We start from the raw sequence: 21,065 nt of genomic DNA on the forward strand, positions 1-21,065 counted from the left end.
GATCTGTTCACACTGGTCCCGGAACTCACCGCAAAGCTGTAAGGCCTGCGAAGCTGTAAAGGGTGGTGCGCGCACAGCACGCACACTAACGCAAATGATCACGGGCGCCCAAAGCAGGGGCGCGGGGCAAAAATTCCAGTCTGGCGGGAACAGAAAAGCACAACTTTCCTTTGGAAAGGGGTTCTCTGCTGTTCCCGGCGCGGACTTGCCCGATAATCGCATAAACTGACAGGCCGGTCAGCCATCGGTTCCCCGGACTGGCCTGACCACTCAAGCACAGAGGGTTTCATGTCCGACATCCAGCGCAATTTCATTGGCGGCCAATGGCTCGCGTCGGGCGATGCCGCCGAAAACCGCAATCCGGCGGACCCCAGCGACCTGATCGGCGTTTTTTCCAGGGGCGATGCCGCCGATGCCACCGCCGCCATTGCCGCCGCAAAAGCGGCACAGCCACACTGGGGCAACGGGTCGCCGCAACTGCGGGCCGATGTGCTGCGGCGGGCCGGAGACCTGCTGTTGGCGCGGGCCGCCGAAATGGGTCGCCTGCTGGCACGCGAAGAGGGCAAGACCCTGGCCGAGGCCACGGGCGAAGCCCTGCGGGCCGCGCAACTTTTTCACTTTTATGCCGGTGAGGCGGTGCGCAATCCGGGTGAGAAGCTGGCCTCGATCCGCGACGGGATCGAGGTGGAGGTCACCCGTGAACCGCTGGGCGTCGTGGGCCTGATCACCCCGTGGAACTTTCCCATCGCCATTCCGGCGTGGAAAACTGCACCCGCGCTGGCGGCGGGCAATGCCGTGATCCTGAAGCCCGCCGACCTTACGCCGGGTTGCGCCCATATGCTGGCACAGGTGCTGGAGGAGGCGGGCTGTCCGCCGGGTGTGTTCAACCTTGTCATGGGGCGCGGTTCTGAAATCGGCGCGGCGCTGGTGACGCATCCCGATGTCTCGGCGATTTCCTTTACCGGCTCGGAACGTGTGGGGCGCGGCATTGCCAGGGGCTGCGCCGAGGCAATGAAGAAGGTTCAGCTTGAAATGGGCGGCAAGAACCCGATGGTGGTGACGGCCCGCGCCGACCTTGATCTGGCGGTAAATGCCTGCCTGAACGGCGCGTTCTTTTCTACCGGACAGCGCTGCACGGCCTCGTCGCGGCTGATTGTCGAGGCTGCGGTGCATGATGCCTTTGCCGAGAAGCTTGTGACCGCGATGAGGAAGCTGCGGCTTGGCAACCCGCTGGAGGCCGAAACCCAGATCGGGCCGGTCGTGTCGGAAAGCCAGTTGGCCGGAAACCTTGACTATGTTCGCCTGGCCGCCGAAGAGGGCTGCGAGGTCATGGGCGGGCAACGGCTGGACCTGCCCGGCACCTTCCAGTCCCCGGCGTTGTTCATAAACGCGCGCAATGACATGCGCGTGGCGCGCGAAGAGATTTTCGGCCCCTGCGCCGCGCTGATCAAGGTGGCAGATTTTGACGAGGCCCTGGCCGTGGCCAATGACACGCCCTTTGGCCTGTCTTCGGGCATCTGCACCGGGTCTTTGAAAGAGGCGGGAGAGTTCAAGCGGCGGTCAAAGGCCGGGATGGTGATGGTGAACCTGCCAACGGCGGGGGTCGATTATCACGTTCCCTTTGGCGGGCGGGGGGCGTCCAGTCTGGGCGGGCGCGAGCAGGGTCGGATGGCGATGGATTTCTATACCGCCGTCAAGACCGCCTATGTTTTTGCGGGCTGACCCATGGTTACGCAAGAATTGGCAAACCTTCTTGGGCCAAGCGGCTGGCTGACCGGGGCCGATACCCAGTCTTATAGCCGCGACTGGCTGGACCGTTATGGCGTGACCCCCCTGGGCGTGGCGCGCCCCGCCTCGACTGCCGAGGTTGCGGCGGTGGTTACGCTCTGCCGTGCGGCGGGGGTTCCCGTTGTGCCGCAGGGGGGCAACACCGGCCTTTGCGGTGCGGCGGTGGCGACCCAGCCCGGCACGGTCATCCTTTCGCTGTCGCGCATGGCCCAGATCGGTGCCGTGAATGCCGACAGTGCTACGGTCACGGTCGGGGCGGGGGTTGTTCTGGCAGAACTGCACCGCAAGCTTGACGGCAGCGGCCTGATCTTTCCGCTGCATCTGGGGGCCGAAGGGTCGGCCCGGATCGGCGGGTTGATCGGCACCAATGCGGGTGGCAGCCATGCCTTTCGCCATGGAATGATGGCCGATCTTGTCTTGGGGCTGGAGGTCGTGCTGCCCGATGGCACCATCTGGAACGGTCTGCGAGAGGTGCAAAAGGACAACGCCGGTTACGCCTTGCGGCGACTGTTCTGCGGGGCCGAGGGCACGCTGGGCATCGTTACCCGCGCCGTGCTGCGACTGGCCCCCGAACCGCGCCACCGCGCGACCGCCCTTCTGGCCCTGCCGGATTTTGGCGCCCTTGTCCGTCTTGGCACCCTTTTGCGCGCCGAAGCGGCTGAATTCCTGACCGGGCTGGAGTTTTTCTGCGATTTCGGGCTGGGGCTGGCGTTGCGGCATGTCGCGGGGCTTGGCTTTCCGCTGACAAGCCGCGCGCCCGTCTACCTGCTGGTCGAACTTGCCAGCGGATCTGGCCTTGTGCCGCTGGATGACATCTTTGCCGATGTGCTGACCAAGGGGATGGAAGCGGGGTTGGTGTTGGATGGGGCGCTTGCCGCCTCCGAAGCGCAGCGCGCGGCCTTTTGGCGGTTGCGCGAGGAACAGCCCGAGGGGCAGCGTCTGGAAGGCCCGCAGATCAAGCATGACATTGCCGTGCCACCCGGCCGTATCGCCGATTTCATAGCTCAGGGGGCGGTGCTGTGTCAGACGGCTCTGCCAGGGACCCGCATCAACCCCTTTGGCCATCTGGGCGATGGCAACATTCATTACAACCTCAGCCCGCCCGAAGCCGGTTTTGGCAATGCCGCCCCCGCCTTGGCGCAAGGGCTGGCCCAACTGGCACAGGCGATGGGCGGGTCCTTTGCCGCCGAACACGGGCTGGGGCGGTCCAAGATCGCACTGGCCGATGCACTGCGCGATCCCGCCGAGCGGGGGCTGATGCGGGCAATCAAGGCGGCGCTGGACCCGGCTGGCCTGATGAACCCAGGGGTGGTTCTGGGCCACGAGCCTGCGGATAATTGACAAGAAATACTTTCTTGATTCTGTTCGAACTTTATTTTCGTCAGAGATCAGGAGAGGCAGTATCAAGGTTGGGGACGCCGCTTTGCGGTCCTGAAAACGGAAAGGCGACGGGATGCACAGGAACGGCGGGCAGCTTTTGGTGGAAAGCCTCGTGGCTTTGGGGGTGACCAAGGCCTTTGGCGTGCCCGGAGAAAGCTATCTGGCGGTGCTGGATGCCCTGCACGATACCAAAGGCGCGCTTGATTTCATCAACTGCCGGAACGAGGGCGGCGCGGCCTTTATGGCGGCGGCCTGGGGCAAGCTGACCGGCCAACCCGGCATCTGCATGGTGACGCGCGGGCCGGGGGTCACCAATGCCTCGATCGGTATCCATACTGCAATGCAGGATTCGGCCCCGATGATCACCTTTGTCGGTCAGGTCGGCACAGACATGATGGGGCGCGAGGCGTTTCAGGAAATCGACTATGCTGCCGTGTTCGGCACCATGGCGAAATGGGCCGTCGAAATCGATGACGTGAACCGCATCCCGGAAATCCTGTCGCGCGCCTGGATCACCGCCACCACCGGACGCCCCGGCCCTGTGGTCATCGCCCTGCCCGAAGATATGCTGACCAGCCTGACCGGAATGGCCCCGCTGAATGGCCCTGTCCGTATTCATGAACCCAGCCCTTCGGCAGCGGCGGTGGATGAGGCGCTGGCCCTTCTGGCCAATGCCAGCCGCCCGGTCGTGCTGTTCGGTGGCATCAACTGGACGGGCGAGGGGCGCGCCGCCCTGCAACGCTTCGCCGAAGCCTCTGACCTGCCCGTGGTTGCGGCCTTCCGCTATCAGGACCAGTTCGACAACCACTCGGCGCAATATGTCGGCGAGGCGGGCGTGGGCATGCCGCCGCATGTGCGTGCGCTGATTTCGGATGCCGATGTGATTTTGGCGGTCAATGTGCGCTTTGGTGAGATGACCACCGATGGCTACACGCTGTTGCAGGTGCCAACGCCGCAGCAAAAGATCATCCATGTCCACGGATCAGACCGCGAAATCGGCAAGATCTATCGCCCGACGCTGGGGCTGCACGCGGGACCGAACGCCTTTGTGCAGGCGTTGCGCCCGGTGCAGGGCCCTTGGGCCGATTGGCGTGCGGCGGCGCGGGCGGGATACGAGGGCAGCCTGAAAGCCCCTCCGCAGCCGTCCCCGGTGGATATGGCGCGGGCGACCGAGCATCTGCGCGAGGTGTTGGCCCAGGACGTGGTGCTGACCAATGGCGCGGGGAATTTCACGGTTTGGCCGAACAAATTCTTTCCCTTCGGGCCGGACGCGCGCCTGCTGGCACCGCAATCGGGTGCGATGGGCTATGGCCTGCCCGCCGCTGTGGCGGCCAAGATCGCCGATCCGGCGCGGCAGGTGATCTGCTTTGCCGGTGACGGCGATTTCCAGATGAACTGTCAGGAACTGGCCACCGCCGCGCAATATGGCGCGCAGCCGGTGATCTTGCTTTTGAACAATGGCATCTATGGCACCATCCGCGCGCATCAGGAACGTCACTATCCGGGTCGGGTTTCCGGCACCGATATGATCAACCCGGATTTTGTGATGCTGGCGCAGGCCTACGGCTTTCATGCCGAAAAGGTTGAGACCACTGCAGACTTCCCGGCAGCGCTGGCCCGCGCCTTGGCCTCGAAAACCGGGGCGGTGCTGGATCTGAACATCTCACCCGAGGCGCTGACACCGCGCCAAACCCTTTCCCAGATGCGCGCCGCAGCGCTTGCGCAGAAAGCAACGCAATGACCCAATCCATTCGCCTTGGTGCCGATATTGGCGGCACGTTTACCGATATTGCCTTGGAGGTCGGGGATCGCATCCATTCGACCAAGGTTCTGACCAACTACACCGCCCCGGAACAGGCGATTCTGGATGGGATGGAGGTGGTTCTGGCCGAAGCAGGTCTGGGCTATGCCGATCTGGAGATTCTGATCCACGGCACCACGCTTGCGACCAATGCGCTGATCGAACGGCGCGGGGCGAAGGTGGCTTTTGTCACCACCGAGGGCTTCCGTGATGTGATCGAAATGCGCACCGAAAGCCGGTTCGATCAGTATGATCTGAACCTGAAACTGCCGACGCCTTTGGTCCCGCGCGAGGATCGTTTTCCGGTCGCGGGGCGGATCGGCGCGCAGGGGCAGGAATTGGCCGCGCTGGATGAGGCCACTCTGGTGGCGCTGGCGCAAACCATCGCCAAGGGTGGTTATGGTGCCATCGCGGTGGGGTTCATGCATTCTTACATGAACGGCGCGCATGAGGTGCGGGCGCGAGAAATTCTGGCGACGACGGGCCTGCCGATCAGCATTTCTTCGGAAGTCTCGCCGCAGATGCGCGAGTTTGAGCGTTTCAACACCGTCTGCGCCAATGCCTATGTGCGCCCGCAAATGGCCGATTATCTGGGTCGCTTTCAGGTGCGGCTGAAGGAAAAGGGAGCCACTTGCCCGGTGTTCATGATCCACTCGGGTGGCGGGTTGATCAGCGTGGAGACGGCCTCGGAGTTCCCGGTGCGGTTGGTGGAATCCGGTCCGGCGGGTGGTGCGATCTTTGCCGCCGATGTGGCGCAGCGCTTTGGGCTGGAAAAGGTGGTCAGCTATGACATGGGCGGCACCACAGCCAAGATATGCCTGATCGAAGATTTCGCGCCAAAAACCGCGCGGACCTTTGAAGTGGCGCGGACAACGCGGTTTGCCAAAGGCTCGGGCATGCCGATTTCGATTCCGGTGATCGAGATGATCGAGATTGGCGCGGGCGGCGGTTCTATCGCTTGGGTTGATGCGATGGGGCGGATTCAGACCGGGCCGGAAAGTGCGGGGTCTGAACCGGGGCCTGCCTGTTATCAGCGCGGCGGCAACCGTCCTGCGATCACCGATGCCGATCTGATCTTGTCAAAGCTTGACCCCGACAACTTCGCCGGTGGCGCGATCAAGCTGTCTACTGAGAAGGCGGCGGCGGCGGTCGGGGCGCATGTTGGCGACCGGCTGAAGCTGTCGGCACAATCGGCGGCCTTTGGCATCTGCGAGGTGGTGGATGAAAACATGGCCAACGCCGCGCGCGTGCATGCGGTGGAGAACGGCAAGAACATCTCTGACAATATGATGATCGCCTTTGGCGGCGCGGCCCCGCTGCACGCGGCGCGTCTGTGCGAAAAGCTGGGCATCGACCGTTGTCTCGTGCCGCCGGGTGCGGGTGTCGGCTCTGCCATCGGCTTTCTGAAAGCGCCGTTTGGCTATGAAAGCCTCGCCTCACGCATCATCGGGATGTCCAGCTTTGATCCGGCTTCGGTCAACGCTCTGGTGGCGGGGCTGAAAGACACCGCGAAGGGCTTTGTCGCGCAGGGTTCGGCCGGGGCAGTATATTGCGAAACCGTGGCCTTCATGCGCTATCGCGGGCAGGGCTGGGAAATTCCGGTGCCATTGCCTGATCGGCCCTTCACCGCAGAGGATGCCAACCTGATCCGCGACGGCTTCCGCTCCGCCTATGCGCGCTATTTTGGCCGTGCCATCGACGGATTGGATGGCGTGGGCGGTTCGGGGCTGGAGATTGAAATCGTGACGATTTCGGTCAAGGCGGCGGATCAGCGCCCCGCGCCCGCCCCCGTTACCCTGACGACGGGCCGCAGCACGGCTGCTGCCCCCATGTCCCGCCCGGTTTTCGATCCGGCCACGGGGCAAGACCAGATCACCGGCATCATTGAACGTAGCGCTCTTGCTTTTGGTGCGCGCGTTCCGGGGCCGGTGGTCGTGGTCGAGCGTGAAACCTCTACCGTCGTGACCTCGCCCTTCGATGTGGTGATGCAGGATGACGGATCGCTGCTGCTTATCCGCAAGGAGGTATCGAAATGATGGACCAAACCCAGGAAATCCGCATGCAGGTGATGTGGAACCGCCTGATCTCGGTGGTGGAAGAACAGGCGATGACGCTGTTGCGCACGGCCTTTTCGACCTCGGTGCGCGAGGCGGGCGATTTGTCGGCGGGGGTGTTTGATCCGCAAGGACGGATGCTGGCCCAAGCCGTGACCGGCACGCCGGGGCATGTGAACACCATGGCCGAGGCTGTGCTGCATTTCATCAACGAGATTGGCCGCGAGAATATGTTCGCGGGCGACACCTATGTCACCAATGACCCGTGGAAGGGCACCGGGCATTTGCATGACATCACCATGGTCTCCCCCAGCTTCAAGGGCGATGTGCTGGTCGGCTTCTTTGCTTGCACCGCGCATGTGGTTGATGTCGGTGGGCGCGGGTTCGGGGCTGATGGCAAATCGGTTTACGAAGAAGGCATCCAGATCCCGATCATGAAATTCGCCGAGCGTGGGGTGGTGAACAGCTTCCTCGTGCAGATGTTGCGCGCCAATGTGCGCGAGGCCAATCAGGTCGTGGGCGACTTCTATTCTTTGGCGGCCTGCAATGATGTTGGCCACGAACGCCTGATCGCGATGATGACCGAGATCGGGCTGGACACGCTGGACGCTTTGGGTGCGTTCATCTTTTCGCGCACCCGCGCCGCGACGTTGGAGCGGATTGCAGCCCTGCCGCGCGGCGCTTGGGTCAATTCAATGATGACGGATGGCTATGATCAGCCCGTCAAGCTGATGGCGACGGTGGAAACCCGTGACGATACGGTGAACGTCGATTTCGGTGGCACCGATGGCGTCAGCCGCTGGGGCATCAACGTGCCGATCATCTACACCAAGGCCTATGCCTGCTATGCGATGAAATGCGTGGTCGCCCCCGATATTCCGAACAACTGGGCGTCGTTGGAGCCGTTCACCGTCTCCAGCCCCGAAAACATCCTGAACGCGCCGCGACCGGCACCTGTCTCGTTGCGGCATGTGTTTGGCCATATGGTGCCCGATCTGGTGCTGGGGGCATTGGCACAGGCTTTGCCGGGCAAGATTCTGGCGGAAGGCGCGGGGGCGTTGTGGAACCTGCATATGTCGGTGAAACCGACCCGCGCCGGTGGCAAGCAGGCGGAAATCCTAATGTTCAACTCGGGTGGTATGGGCGCGCGGCCTGAACTGGATGGCCTGAATGCTACGGCCTTTCCGTCGGGCGTTATGACCATGCCGGTCGAGGCGACCGAGCAAGCGGGGCCGATCGTGGTCTGGCGCAAGGAGTTGCGGCCTGACAGCGGCGGCGATGGTCAGTATCGCGGCGGCCTGGGTCAAATGATCGAGATCGCCCCGGCGGACGGCCACGAGTTCGACTTCTCGGCCATGCTCGACCGCACGGTGACAGCGCCGCGTGGGCGCAATGGCGGGCAGGGCGGCCAAAGTGGCACCGCGCAGCTGGATGATGGCACGCAGTTGAAGCCGAAGGGCTGGCAACATGTGCCAGAGGGGCGGCGGCTGATGCTGGCTTTGCCGGGTGGCGGCGGCTATGGCGATCCGGCCAAGCGGTTGGCCGAGGCGCGGGCGGATGATGTTTTGAAAGGCTATGTGACCAAATGAGCTATGTGGCAAACCGACTGTCAGCGGTGAAACCTTCGGCCTCGATGGCGGCCTCGATGGCGGCAAAGGCATTGCGGGCCAAGGGGCTGGACGTGTTCGATCTGGGTCTGGGCGAGCCGGATTTCCCGACCCCGCCACATATCGCCGAGGCCGCGCACAAGGCGGCTTTGGCGGGGGATACGCTCTATACCGCATCTGCTGGCACCCCGGCGTTGCGGGCGGCGGTGGCGGAAAAGCTCCGCCGCGAGAATGGTTTGGACTATGCGGCGGATGAGATTGTGGTGGCCAATGGTGCCAAGCAGATCATCTTCAACGCACTGATGGCCACGCTGAATGACGGCGATGAGGCGGTTCTGCCTGCGCCTTACTTTGTGTCCTATCCCGAGATGGTCAAGCTGTTGGGCGGCGTGCCGGTGATGCCGGTTTGCGGCGCGGACAAAGGCTTTCGCCTTACGCCAGAGGTGCTGGAAGCCGCGATCACGCCCCGCACCAAATGGCTGTTCCTGAACGCGCCGGGCAACCCTTCGGGCGCTGTCTATTCCTTGGCGGAAATGCAGGCATTGGGTGCAGTGCTGGCGCGTCATCCGCAGGTGCTGATCCTGTCGGATGAGATTTACGAACATATCCTGTTCGATAACCGCAGCTTTGTCAGCTTTGGCAAAGCCTGCCCGGAACTGCGCGACCGCACCTTGATCGTCAATGGCGTGGCCAAGGCCTATGCGATGACCGGCTGGCGCGTTGGCTATGCGGCGGGGCCTGCGCCCCTGATCAAGGCGATGACGACGGTGCAAAGCCAAAGCTGCACCTCGGTCGCAGCCCCGATGCAGGCGGCGGCTTTGGCCGCACTGACCGGGCCGCAGGATTGCATCCCCGAATTCCGCAAGGCGTTTGAACGTCGCCGCGATCTGGTGGTCGCAGGCATCGCCAAGATCCCCGGTCTTAGCCTGCCGCCACCCGAAGGCGCGTTCTATGCCTATATCGGCTGCGATGGCCTGATCGGCAAAACCACACCCGAAGGCAAGACCTTGGCAACCGATACCGATGTTTCGGATTACCTGCTGCACCACGCGCATGTCGGATCGGTTCCCGGTGCCGCCTATGGTGTCTCGCCGTTCTTCCGTATCTCGACCGCCACCGCCGATGCCGTGCTGACCGAGGCAATCGCCCGGATCGCCACGGCCGTCGCCAAGCTGACCACAGGTGCCAAATGAGCCCGCGTTACGACACCATCCTGATCACGGGGGCCGCTGGCCGTCTGGGCACCGAATTGCGGCGGGGTCTGGCCCCCTTGGCGCGCAAGCTGCGTCTGGCCAGCCGCAACGGCATCAAGGATCTGGCGGCGAATGAGGAATCGGTGACCTTCGATCTTGCCGATGCCGATGCAGTGATGGCGGCGGCAGAGGGCTGCGATGCCATCGTCCATTTCGGCGGCGCACCGATGGAACGGCCTTGGCAAGAGATCCTCGATAGCAACATTCGCGGCAGCTATCATATCTACGAAGCAGCCCGGAAGCACGGCATCCGCCGCGTGGTCTATGCCTCGTCGGTCCATGCCATCGGCTTTCACCGGCTGGAGGATCACATAGACACCAACGCGCCGCATCGCCCCGACGGGCTTTATGGGCTGTCGAAATGCTTTGTCGAAGATTTGGGTCGGCTTTACTGGGACAAATTCGGGATTGAGACCGTATCCCTGCGCATCTTCTCATCTTTCCCCGAGCCCGCCGACCGCCGTCACCTGTGGTCGTGGCTGTCGTTTGAAGATTGCAACCGCCTGACCGCCGCCGCCCTGACCGCGCCCCGCGTCGGGTTTACCGTGTCCTTCGGGATTTCCGACAACAAGGAAAAGCCGGTCGATAACCGGTTGGCGGGCCACCTCGGCTACAACCCCCAGGACAACACCGAAGCCTACCGCGATGCGATGGAGGCCAAAACCCCGGTTCCGGACCCCAAGGCCCCGGCGGTCCAATTCCTCGGCGGATTCTTCGTCGAAATGGGCCACCCCGATGACGAGGCGGCGAAGTGAAACCTTCCTATGATGTGGTGATCGTCGGCGGGGCGGTGATCGGGTCGGCGGTGGCGTATTTCCTGACCGCGAACCCCGATTTCAACGGCTCTGTGCTGGTGGTCGAACGCGACCCGACCTATCGCTTTGCCTCGACCTCGCTGTCTTCTTCCTCGATCCGCACGCAGTTTTCCAACCCGATCAATGTAAAGATCAGCCAGTTCGGCTCTGCCTTCATCAAGGATTTCGCGGCAACGATGCAGATCGCGGGCGAGGCACCGCCAGATCTGAACTTTCATCAGGGCGGCTATCTGTTTCTGGCGGGCACCGAAGATCAGGCGCAGGTGCTGCGCGAAAACCATGCCGTGCAGCGGGCCTGCGGGGCCGATGTCGTGTTGTGGGATCAAGAGGCGCTGCACCGCGCTTTTCCGCATCTGAATGTGGATGACATTCTTTTGGCCAGCTATGGCCAGTCGGGCGAAGGTTGGTTTTCCAACACCGGGTTGATGAACGGTTTCAAGGCCAAGGCGCGGGCCTTGGGGGCCGAATATGTCACAGATGAGGTGGTGGCGATTGGCCGCGCGGGCGATGCTGTCACCTCGGTCACGCTGAAATCCGGTGCAGTGGTTCAAGCGGGGCATATCGTCAACGCCTCTGGCCCCCGTGCGGCACTGACGGCGCGGATGGCAGGGCTGGATGTGCCGGTGGAGCCGCGCAAGCGCACGCTCTTTATATTTGATTGCGCGCAAACCCCCGAAGGCAGCGCCACCGTCAACAATGGCCGCCTGCCCTTGATGATCGACCCGTCGGGTGTGTTCTGCCGCCCCGAAGGCCGCTATTTCCTGTCGGGCGCCGCCCCGGTGGAAGACCCGGCTGTCGATTGGGACGATTTCGAACCCCGGTATGAGGAATTCGAAGATGCGATCTGGCCCGCGCTGGCCAACCGCTCGCCCCGGTTCGAGGCGATCAAGGTGGTGAACCAATGGGCAGGCCATTACGATTTCAACACGCTGGATCATAACCTGATCGTCGGGCAGCATCCTGTGGTGCGCAATTTTGTCTATGCCAACGGCTATTCCGGCCATGGCTTGCAACAAGGCCCGGCCGCCGGGCGCGGGGTTGCGGAACTGATCACCTATGGCGGGTTCCGCACGCTGGATCTGACCGAAGTCGGTTATCAGCGCATCGTGGAAAACCGGCCCTTCCTTGAAAAGGCTGTGATCTGACGCTCAAATCACAGCTTCTTCCAGAAATGGCCGGTTGGCCGGAATACGGTCGTAGGCAAAGGGCGACAGATCCAGCGTGCGGAACCCGCCATAGGTGATCAGCTCCATCACAGCGCGGCCCGTGGCGGGGGATTGCTGCAACCCGTGGCCGGAAAAGCCGTTTGCGAACATGAAGTTGGTCACTTCGGGGTGAAAGCCCACGATGCCGTTGTGATCCAGCATGTTGTATTCGTAATGCCCGGTCCAGGCCTGCTGCACCTTCAGCGCATCAAAGGCCGGGATGCGGTGGTAAAGGGCAGGCCAGATCGCATCCTCGAATTCCTGATGGCGCGGCGAGAAATCGTCATAATCTGCCGGGCCATCATCGCCCGGTGTGTTGCCAGTCAGGAACAGCGGGCCTTCGGGGCGCACGAAGGTTCCCGACAAGTCGATCACATTGGGCATCCGGCCGGGAATCGGCGTCGCACTGGAAAAGACAAAGCTATAGCGCTTGAACGGGGCCACCGGAATCGACAATCCCGCCATCGCCGCCACCTGCTGGGCGCGCGGCCCGGCGGCGTTGACCAGCGTGCCGCAGGCGATGGTTTCGCCGGTGGCCAACTGCACCCCGGTCACCTTGCCATCGGCCACGGTCATACCTGTCACCGCATTGTCGATATATTCGGCCCCCATCGCCCTCGCACCACGGCGAAAGCCGGTCAGCAGGCCCATGGAATCAAACCAGCCCTCGGCCTCGGCCCCCCATGACCCGCCCCCCAGATCATCGACGTTCAGCCAGGGAAATTGCACCTGCAACGCCGCAGGCTCCAGAAAGACGGTATGCGCGCCAAGGCTGCGCTGCATCTCGACCCGCTCTTTCGCGGCCTCGACTCCTTCGGGCGAACAGCAATAAAGGTAGCCATATTCCTTAAACCCAAGGTCCGGTGCCGGTTCGCCCGGAAAATAGGGCGCCATCCGGTCGGCAAAACTGCGAATGATTTCGACGCCGAACTGGCTGATCTTCACATTGATCGGATTGGAATATTGCTGGCGGATTGCGCTGGTGGACAGGGCGGTAGACGAAAACTCATAGGTCGAATCCCGTTCGACCACCAGAACCGAAACCTTGCCCTGCGCCTCCAGCGTCAGCCAATAGGCCACCGAAGAACCAACCGCCGCACCACCGACGATAACAACGTCATAACGGGATTTTTTTGGCGGATGATAGGTCGGAATCGGCATGGAACCCTCAGATTCTTGGTTGTCATTTGTATGATGACTGATAACCTGACAAAATCAAGATCGAATCCGACAGAAAGGGAATCGTCATGCGAGGAAGTGCAAAGGCCGATGTTTTCGCCATGCTGGCTCATCCGATCGGCCATGCGAAAAGCCCCGGCATGTTCAACGCCCTGTTCGAAGAGCGGGGCCTTGACAGCCTGATGATGCCGATCACCTGCGCGCCCGGGGAATTTGATACGCTGTGGGCCGGGCTGACGGCCCTGTCCAACCTGCGTGGCGTGATCATTTCGATCCCCTACAAGGTTCCCGCGCTGGCCAAGGCCGAAACGGCGCATCCGCGCGCGGCACGGGTTGGGGCGGCGAACATCCTGCGCCGGCTGCCGTCTGGCGGGTGGGAGGCTGATAATTTTGACGGCTTTGGCTTTGTGCTGGCGATGAAGAAGGCCGGTCACACCATCGCGGGTCAGCGCGTTCTGCAAGTGGGTGCGGGCGGGGCGGGCTGCTCTATCGCGCATTGCCTTGCCGAAGAGGGCGCGACCTCACTGACGATCAGCGATATTGATGAGAACAGAGCAAAGACGCTGGCCGCTGCCGTGCAAGCCGCCTTTCCGGCCTGTCAGGTCAGCGCCGGGTCAAATGATCCGGCCGGAATGAGCCTTGTCGTCAACGCAACGCCGGTCGGCATGAAACCGACCGACCCGCTGCCACTGCCGGTTGAGGCGTTGCGCCCCGGCATGATCGTGGCCGATATCATCATGGAACCCGCCGAAACCCGGTTGCTGGCCGAGGCGAGGGCGCGGGGCTGTCAGGTGCAACCGGGCCAGCCGATGATGGATTGCCAGATGCAGGGAATGGCCGATTTTCTGGATGTGGACAGGAAGAACCGCAATGTCTGAGGCTTTGTCCCTGATCATTGGCGGCACCTCTGGCATTGGCCGCGCCATTGCTCTGCGCTTTGCCACCGAAGGCCACAGGCTGCTGATCGCCGGACGCGACGCGGCGCGGGGCGGCGCTGTGGCGCAGGCCTGCATTGATGCCGGGGCACCTGCCGCAACCTTCCTGCCGGTGGATGTGGCAGAGCCGGAGTCGGTTCATGCCCTTGGCAGGGCTGTGCAATCCGGCCATGGCGTGCCTGATATTCTGGTGAACTGCGCGGGTATCCTGCAAAGCGGCAAGCGTGTGCTGGACCAGCCCCTGGACGAAGACGAACGCCTGTGGCGCATCAACTATCGCGGCACGCTGGTTGGCGCACAGGTTTTCGGGCGCATGATGGCCGAACGCGGCACCGGGGCCATTTTGAACGTCGGCTCTCTGGCGTCTTTCGCACCCTTGTCGCTGCCCGCCTATACCCCCGGCAAACAGGCGGTAAAGGCCCTGACCGAAATTCTGGCGAATGAGCTTGGCCCCCAAGGCATCCGCGTGAATGCGGTGGCGCCCGGCTATACCTTGTCGGACGGGTTGCAGGCCAAGATCGCAGCCGGGGAACGCAACCCCGAGGCCATTCTGGCCACCACCGCCCTGCGCAAATTCGTGCAGCCCGAAGACGTGGCAGAGGCGGCCTTGTTCCTTTGTTCTGACCGCGCCGCCAGCATCACCGGGGTTACCCTTCCGGTCGATGCGGGCTGGCTGGTTCAGGCCCCTTACGCGCACTACCTGCGCGGCAACCCGATCAGGATATGACCATGACGCAAATTCAACGCCTCGACTTCGATACCCGCATCCATCACGCGGTAATCCACAACGGCACGGTGTATCTGACCGGGCAGGTCGGCACGCCGGGCCGGTCGGCTGCGGCCCAGATGGGCGAAGTTCTGGACAAGATCGACACCTTGCTGACCAAGGCGGGCAGCAGCCGCAAGAACATCCTGCATGTGCAGATGTGGTTGGATGACGTGCGCGACTTTGACGAGGTGAACAAAGTCTGGGATGCTTGGATGCCGATGGACCACGCCCCAGCGCGCTCTTCTGGCGAGGGGCGGATGGCCAAGGCAGGCATGTTGGTAGAGTTGATCGTGACCGCTGCCGTCTGATAGGACGGACAGGACAGGCAACCCAAGGCGCTGGATGAAACGCAAGTCCCTCTCGACCGTGGTCTTTGAACGGCTGCTGGAACAGATCCGCTCGGGCAAGCTGGGGCCGGGTGTGCAATTGCCGACCGAAACCGAGCTGTGCGAGGTGCATGAGGTCAGCCGCACCGTGGTGCGCGAGGCGGTGGCGCGGCTGCGTTCGGAAGGGCTGGTCATTCCGCGTCAGGGCAAAGGCGTCTTTGTCAGCGAAGCGCCAATGTCCAGCTATTCGATCCCTGATCAGGACTTGCGCGCCTTGCCCCAGACCATCGCCTTGCTGGAGTTGCGTCTGGCGGTCGAGGTCGAGGCTGCCGGTCTGTGCGCCCTGCGCCGGACTGCAGCCGAAGCCGCCAACATCCGCGCCGAGATGGAACGGGTGGATGCCAACCACCCCGATCTGTCCAAGGCGCGGGTGCATTACGACTATGATTTTCACCTTGCCATTGCCCGTGCAACGCGCAATCCGCAAATCCTTGATTTCCTGACCTATCTCAGCGGTGCGCTGGTTCCCCGGTTACAGCTTGGTTATGTGCTGACCGATGCGCTGAAGGTGGATTACTTCGACCGCATCCATCAGGAACACGAGGCCATCGTCCTTGCCATCGAAAGCCAGGATGAGACAGGCGCGCGTCGTGCCATGCGCCGCCACCTTTTGAACAGCCTGGAACGCCTGCGGGCCTTGGCCTTTGCAAAGGGTCTGGCCCCTGACCCCTCCGCGCTGCCCGTAGCCCTTTTCTCAGAAAGCCCGGCGCCCTGATCCACCGTCTGCTGAAAAACCTCTGCGTCACGCCCTGACCTGCGTGGCGCGCTTGCTTTGGGAGGTCGGCTCTTGCTACATCCCCAAGCATGCAGTCTGCATGCAAGGCCGGCGGTTGCGAACACAAAAGCCTGACTTTCGTTTTCCACGCATTTCTTCCTTTTGTGATCGCCTCGGTGCGGACATCCTGTGTCGATCAAGACAGGAACCGCAGATGAAGACAGCCCTGATTACCGGAGCGACCAGCGGCATTGGCCGGGCAATGGCCCTGGCCTTGCACAAGGCAGGTTACGGCGTTCTGGCCTTGGGCCGCTCGCAAGATGCTCTGGCAGAGCTGCGGGCTGTGGCGCCCGGTATCTCGACCGTGGCGGTTGATGTGACCGACCGTGACGCACTGGCTGCGGCCCTTGGGGCGTGGCAGATCGATGTTCTGGTGAACAATGCCGGTGTCATGCCGCAACCCGGCAGCTTTGACACGATGAGCCTTGAAGATATTGACCGCACGGTTCTGGTGAACTTGCAGGCGGTGCTGTGGCTGACGCGGGCTGTCGTGCCGCAGATGCGGCAACGGCAGGCCGGGCATATCGTCTTTACAGGCTCGTCCGCCGCCCATGCTCCGGGGGCAAATTTTGCCGTCTATGCCGCGACCAAGGCGGCAATCGCGGCCTTTGCGGCGGGCCTGCGCGGCGATGTCGCGGCCAGCGGCATCCGCGTGACCGAACTTGTCCCCGGCCGCGTCGAGACCGCCCTTTATACCCAGATCCTGACCGACGAGACCCGCAGCGCCATGTACGAGGGTGGCCAGTCGTTGCAGCCCGAAGATGTCGCCGAGGCGCTGGTTGCGGTTTTGGGCCTGCCCGCCCGCGCCGATATAACCCGGCTGGACATCATGCCAACCCGGCCCGTCCCCCCCATCAAACTCAAGTGAGCCAGACATGAAAAACCTTAACGTCGTGATCGTCGGCGGTGGCGCCGGATTTGGTGCCCTTCTTGCCGAAATGGCTGTCGAGGCGGGTGCCGCTGGCATCGGCATCATCGACATCAACGCCGAAGGGGCCGAGGCTGCGCTGGCCCCCGCCCGCGCCAAGGGCCTGAAGGCAGCTTCTGCCGCTTGCGACATCCGCACCGCCGCCGCCTCGCAGACGGCCTTTTCCACCGTTGCCGCAGCGCTTGGCCGTGTCGATACCCTGATCAACTGTGCGGCGGTCTATCCCCGTCGCCCGACGCTGGGTGTCACGGATGAGGAATGGGATCTATCCAACGCCATCAACATCAAGGGCACCTATCACATGATGGTTGCCGCCATTGAACAGATGCGACGCCAGGAACCGCAGGGCGTCGTGCGTGGCCGCATCGTCAACATCACCTCGGTCGATGCCTTCAAGGCCCATCCGAAGAACATCCATTATGCCGCCACCAAGGCCGCCGTGGTCAGCCTGACCCGCTCTGTCGCGGATCATGTCGCCCCGGACGGAATTCTGGTGAACTCGGTCGCGCCGGCCGGCATGGCCACCGAAAAGGCCCGCGCCTTGGGCTTTCTGGACGAACTGGCCAAGGCCAGCCCGCTGGGCCGTGGTGGAGAGCCGCAGGAAATGGCCGAATGGGTGCTGATGGCCGGTGGACCGAAGAACACCTATATGACCGGCGAAAATATCATCGTTTCAGGTGGTTACATCTACGCCTGATACGATTTTCCAGGAACGACCCCCCGGCAGTGCCGGGGCCAGAAACCCCCCGGACGCAGCGCAGGCCGTCCGGGGACGGCAAAGCAATGCCTGCATCCTCGCCAACCTGGGAGTGGCAAGAATGACTATTTGGATCAAAGGGGCGATCACGGCCGGTGTCGTCGCGCTGTCGTCCGTCGCGGCCCATGCCGAAGCCGGAGACACGCTGAAGGCGGTACAGGCGCGCGGCACGCTGAACTGCCCCGGCTCTATCGGGTCTTACCTTGGCTTTGCCGAGGTGGATGACAAGGGCAACTGGAAGGGCCTCGACATTGACCTGTGCCGCGCGGTTGCAACGGCCGTGTTCGGCGATCCCGAAAAGGTCAAGATCGTGCCGATCGACTGGGCGCAGCGCTGGCCCTCGCTTCAGTCGGGCGACATCGACATCGTGATCAAGGCCTCGGGTGGCACGCTGAGCCGTGACACCGAACTTGGCCTGCAATTCTCGAATTCCTACTACCTTGGCACCACCAAGGTGATGGCGCACAAGGAACTGGGTTTGACCGGACTGAAAGAGGCCGATGGCGGTTCGATCTGTGTGCCCGCAGGCACTTCGACCGAACAGCAGGTCACCTCTTACCTGCAACGCCTTGGCATCAAGATGGAAGTCGTCGCCATCGACAAGACCGAGGAAATCGAAAAGGCCTTCTTCTCGGGCCGCTGCGACACCTATGCGCAATGGGGGCCGGTTCTTGCGATTGCCGCCAGCCAGCAAAAAGACCCGTCGGCCTATGTTCTGCTGCCTGACGTTCTGGCTACCGAACCCGAAGTGATGATCGTCCGTCAGGGCGATGACAACTGGCTTGATGTCGCCAACTGGACGCTGTCGGTCATGCTGTTTGCCGAACAGGAAGGCATCACCTCGCAGAACGTCGATGAGATGAAGGCCAACCCGCCCTCGACCGAGATAGGCAAGATGCTGGGCGCGACGCCGGGTATCGGCAAGGGTCTGGGTCTGTCTGATGACTGGGCCTACAATGTCATCAAGAAGGTCGGCAACTATTCCGAAGTGTTCGAGCGCGGTCTTGGCCAGGGTTCGCCCTACAAGATGCCGCGCGACCTGACCGCGCTGTGGAATGCCGGGGGCGTGCTTTACCCCTTCGTGATCGACTGATCCTTTGGCAGAGGGGCCGCGCCCGCAGGTGCGGCCCCATTTTTTCGACTTCCCCGCCCTTTCCTCTCCGACAAGGAAACGCCCCATGTCGCCCCTTCCCTTCTGGCGCAGCCGGTCTGTGCGGCGTATCGCGGTGCAGACGGCATTCATCGCCATACTGGTCGCCGGCCTTGGCCTTGCCATCGTCACGGCGCATATCAACCTTGCTGCGCAAAACATGACCTCGGGGTTTGCCTTCCTGACGAAATCGACAGCGTGGGAAATGAACTTTGCGCTGCTGCCGGTCAGCCGGGATGACCCCTATTGGTGGTTTATGCTGATGGGGGTGCTGAACACCCTGTTCATGGGGGTGATCGGCCTGTCTGGCGCCACGGCCATCGGGTTGGTCGTCGGGCTGATGCGGTCGGGACGCAATCCGGCGGCGCGTCTGCTGGGAACGATTTATATCGAGGTTTTCCGCAACCTGCCGCTGATCGTGCAACTGTATTTCTGGTACGCCGTGGCAACCAGCCTTCCCGGTCCGCGTCAGGCCCTGCAAGCCCACGGCTTTCTGGCCAGCTCTCGCGGGATTTATACGCCGGGCCTTGGCGTGTCATACGGGGCCGCAGTGCAGATGCTGACGGCACTGGCGGTGGGTGGGCTGGCCGCTGTGTGGTTTGTTACCGCCCAACGCTTTCGCAAGGTCGAGCGTCCGGCGCGGCGCGCGGGGCTTTGGGCAATTCTTGGCGTGACGCTGGCGACCTGCATCCTGGCGGCCGTGCTGGGCCACGAGCCGGGCACCCTCTGGATCACCACACCCGAACTGGCCGGGCTGTCCATCAAGGGCGGGGTTCGCATTCAGCCGGAAATCCTTAGCCTAGCGCTGGCCATCATGCTTTATGGCGGGGCCTATGTCGGCGAGATCGTGCGCGGTGGCTTCAAGGCGGTGGGGCGCGGCCAGATCGAGGCGGCCCGTGCCTTGGGCCTGACGAACTGGCAGGTCTTTGCCCGTGTCCGCATGCCGCTGGCCTTTCGCGCCATGCTGCCCATTCTGATCAACCAATATGTCTGGCTGATCAAGGCGACGACCCTTGGCATCGCCGTCGGCTTTTCGGATTTCTTCATGGTCATCGCCACATCGATCACCCATTCGGGCCAGACGCTGGAACTGATCGGCATCCTGATGGCGGGGTTCTTGTGCATCAACTTCACGCTGGCGGCGGTGCTGAACCGGCTGAACCGGGCCATCGCGCTCAAGGGTAATCTGGTCGGAGTGGCAACATGACCGCGCAACCATACCTGTCGAACCGCCGCTTGCAGCGGATACGGGCCGAGTATTTCGGTTCTGCCGGCTCTGGCCTGCTGACACTGATCAGCCTGGGGTTGATTATTGGCATTGGCTGGGCCGTGCTGAACTGGGCCTTGTTGCGCGGCAGCTTTACCGCCACCGCCACCCAAGCCGAATGTATGGCCAAGGGTGGGGCCTGCTGGTCGGTGATCGCGGTGCGCTGGCGGGTGATCCTGTTCGGCATCTATCCTTATGAGGAACAATGGCGCTCTGCCATCGCTTGCGCGGTTGTGGTGGTGATGACCATCCTGTCCTGCCTGCCGGTTATGTGGCGGTTCTGGAGGCTGGCGGCTGTGTGGGGACTGGGGACCGCAGCCTTTTACATCCTGATGCGGGGGGGCTATTTCGGGCTGATCCCGGTGGATGAACAGCAATGGGGCGGGCTGGCGCTGACGCTGTTCCTGTTCGTGACAACATCGGTTCTTGGCATGCCCATGGCCATTGGCCTGGCGCTGATGCGGCGGTCTGACCTGCCGGTGATCGCGCGGGTGACGGGGATCATCATCGACACAATCCGTTCGCTGCCGCTGCTGTCGATCCTGTTCGCCTTTGCCATCGTGCTGCCCTTCGTGCTGCCAGATGCCCTGACAGGCGACAAACTCTATCGCGTGATCTGGGGCGGCGCCCTGTTCTTTGCCGCCTATGAGGCCGAGATTCTGCGCGGCGGGTTTCAGGGCATCTCCAAGGGTCAGGAAGAGGCCGCCAAGGCCCTTGGCCTGCCCTATTGGCACAGGATCAGCCGCATCGTCCTGCCGCAAGCCTTCCGGCTGGCGCTGCCCGCCACCATCAATCAAATCGTGATCACCTTCATGGAGACATCGCTGGTGGTCGTGGTCGGCTTTGTCGAACTGCTGGCAGCGGGCAACACCGCCTATCAGACCGGCGAATGGAAATTCGCCTATGTCGAGGTCTATGCCTTCATCTCGCTTATCTACTTCAGCTTCGTCTTCGGCCTGTCGCGCTATGGCGCCTATCTGGAAAGCCGGATGAACGCCGGCCAGCGCAAGGAATGA

General features: G+C 62.7%; 18 protein-coding genes. 17 read left to right on the forward strand and 1 reads right to left on the reverse strand.

Features of this window, described 5'->3' with window-relative positions:
• The first annotated feature begins 288 nt into the window (after positions 1–288).
• The 8 genes from JI744_RS18790 (at position 289) to JI744_RS18825 (ending at position 11,843) form a co-directional block, all read left to right on the forward strand.
• Entirely contained in the window at positions 289–1,722 is a 1,434-nt protein-coding gene (locus JI744_RS18790) for an aldehyde dehydrogenase family protein (protein ID WP_202662719.1), read from the forward strand.
• Positions 1,723–1,740: 18 nt separating this feature from the next.
• Positions 1,741–3,129 carry an FAD-binding oxidoreductase gene (locus tag JI744_RS18795; protein WP_202662720.1) on the forward strand — a complete coding sequence of 463 codons (1,389 nt, stop codon included), beginning with the start codon at positions 1,741–1,743 and terminating at the stop codon, positions 3,127–3,129.
• 112 nt (positions 3,130–3,241) lie between these two features.
• Positions 3,242–4,909, forward strand: a complete 1,668-nt coding sequence (locus JI744_RS18800; protein ID WP_202662721.1) for a thiamine pyrophosphate-dependent enzyme — start codon at positions 3,242–3,244, stop codon at positions 4,907–4,909.
• Complete coding sequence (locus tag JI744_RS18805) at positions 4,906–7,005, forward strand: hydantoinase/oxoprolinase family protein (protein WP_202662722.1); 2,100 nt, start codon at positions 4,906–4,908, stop codon at positions 7,003–7,005. The genes JI744_RS18800 and JI744_RS18805 overlap by 4 nt, the downstream gene beginning before the upstream one ends.
• Positions 7,005–8,612: a hydantoinase B/oxoprolinase family protein gene (locus JI744_RS18810; protein ID WP_202662741.1), complete on the forward strand. Its 1,608-nt coding sequence runs from the start codon at positions 7,005–7,007 to the stop codon at positions 8,610–8,612. Before JI744_RS18805 ends, JI744_RS18810 begins: the two co-directional genes overlap by 1 nt.
• Positions 8,609–9,823 (forward strand): pyridoxal phosphate-dependent aminotransferase, encoded by a 1,215-nt coding sequence (locus JI744_RS18815; RefSeq protein WP_202662723.1) that lies wholly within the window; start codon positions 8,609–8,611, stop codon positions 9,821–9,823. The genes JI744_RS18810 and JI744_RS18815 overlap by 4 nt, the downstream gene beginning before the upstream one ends.
• A complete protein-coding gene (locus JI744_RS18820) occupies positions 9,820–10,638 on the forward strand; it encodes an NAD-dependent epimerase/dehydratase family protein (RefSeq protein ID WP_202662724.1) in 819 nt (272 codons plus the stop codon). The genes JI744_RS18815 and JI744_RS18820 overlap by 4 nt, the downstream gene beginning before the upstream one ends.
• On the forward strand, positions 10,635–11,843 hold the full coding sequence (locus tag JI744_RS18825) for an NAD(P)/FAD-dependent oxidoreductase (RefSeq protein ID WP_202662725.1): 1,209 nt from the start codon (positions 10,635–10,637) through the stop codon (positions 11,841–11,843). Before JI744_RS18820 ends, JI744_RS18825 begins: the two co-directional genes overlap by 4 nt.
• A 3-nt stretch (positions 11,844–11,846) precedes the next feature.
• Here the strand turns inward: JI744_RS18825 and JI744_RS18830 are convergent, their stop codons facing one another.
• Positions 11,847–13,064: an NAD(P)/FAD-dependent oxidoreductase gene (locus JI744_RS18830; protein ID WP_202662726.1), complete on the reverse strand. Its 1,218-nt coding sequence runs from the start codon at positions 13,062–13,064 to the stop codon at positions 11,847–11,849.
• An 86-nt stretch (positions 13,065–13,150) separates the two neighbouring features.
• On the opposite strand from JI744_RS18830, the gene JI744_RS18835 reads away from it, so the two are divergent.
• From JI744_RS18835 to JI744_RS18875, 9 genes are all read left to right on the forward strand, one after another.
• Positions 13,151–13,960, forward strand: a complete 810-nt coding sequence (locus tag JI744_RS18835; RefSeq protein ID WP_202662727.1) for a shikimate dehydrogenase family protein — start codon at positions 13,151–13,153, stop codon at positions 13,958–13,960.
• Positions 13,953–14,744: an SDR family NAD(P)-dependent oxidoreductase gene (locus tag JI744_RS18840; protein ID WP_202662728.1), complete on the forward strand. Its 792-nt coding sequence runs from the start codon at positions 13,953–13,955 to the stop codon at positions 14,742–14,744. The genes JI744_RS18835 and JI744_RS18840 overlap by 8 nt, the downstream gene beginning before the upstream one ends.
• Positions 14,745–14,746: 2 nt before the next feature.
• Positions 14,747–15,094 carry a RidA family protein gene (locus JI744_RS18845; RefSeq protein WP_202662729.1) on the forward strand — a complete coding sequence of 116 codons (348 nt, stop codon included), beginning with the start codon at positions 14,747–14,749 and terminating at the stop codon, positions 15,092–15,094.
• Positions 15,095–15,128: 34 nt separating this feature from the next.
• Entirely contained in the window at positions 15,129–15,887 is a 759-nt protein-coding gene (locus tag JI744_RS18850; RefSeq protein ID WP_202662730.1) for a FadR/GntR family transcriptional regulator, read from the forward strand.
• 214 nt (positions 15,888–16,101) lie between these two features.
• Positions 16,102–16,815 carry an SDR family oxidoreductase gene (locus JI744_RS18855; protein WP_202662731.1) on the forward strand — a complete coding sequence of 238 codons (714 nt, stop codon included), beginning with the start codon at positions 16,102–16,104 and terminating at the stop codon, positions 16,813–16,815.
• A 7-nt stretch (positions 16,816–16,822) separates the two neighbouring features.
• Positions 16,823–17,572, forward strand: coding sequence for an SDR family NAD(P)-dependent oxidoreductase (locus JI744_RS18860; protein WP_202662732.1), 750 nt, complete (start codon positions 16,823–16,825; stop codon positions 17,570–17,572).
• 121 nt (positions 17,573–17,693) lie between these two features.
• Positions 17,694–18,725, forward strand: coding sequence for an amino acid ABC transporter substrate-binding protein (locus tag JI744_RS18865; RefSeq protein ID WP_202662733.1), 1,032 nt, complete (start codon positions 17,694–17,696; stop codon positions 18,723–18,725).
• 85 nt (positions 18,726–18,810) lie between these two features.
• The gene (locus JI744_RS18870; RefSeq protein WP_202662734.1) at positions 18,811–19,989 is read left to right on the forward strand and encodes an ABC transporter permease subunit; all 1,179 of its coding nucleotides are present in this window, start codon (positions 18,811–18,813) and stop codon (positions 19,987–19,989) included.
• Positions 19,986–21,065 (forward strand): amino acid ABC transporter permease, encoded by a 1,080-nt coding sequence (locus tag JI744_RS18875; protein WP_202662735.1) that lies wholly within the window; start codon positions 19,986–19,988, stop codon positions 21,063–21,065. Before JI744_RS18870 ends, JI744_RS18875 begins: the two co-directional genes overlap by 4 nt.

This window comes from Fuscibacter oryzae, from assembly GCF_016765795.1.
Classification (GTDB): Bacteria; Pseudomonadota; Alphaproteobacteria; order Rhodobacterales; family Rhodobacteraceae; genus Fuscibacter; species Fuscibacter oryzae.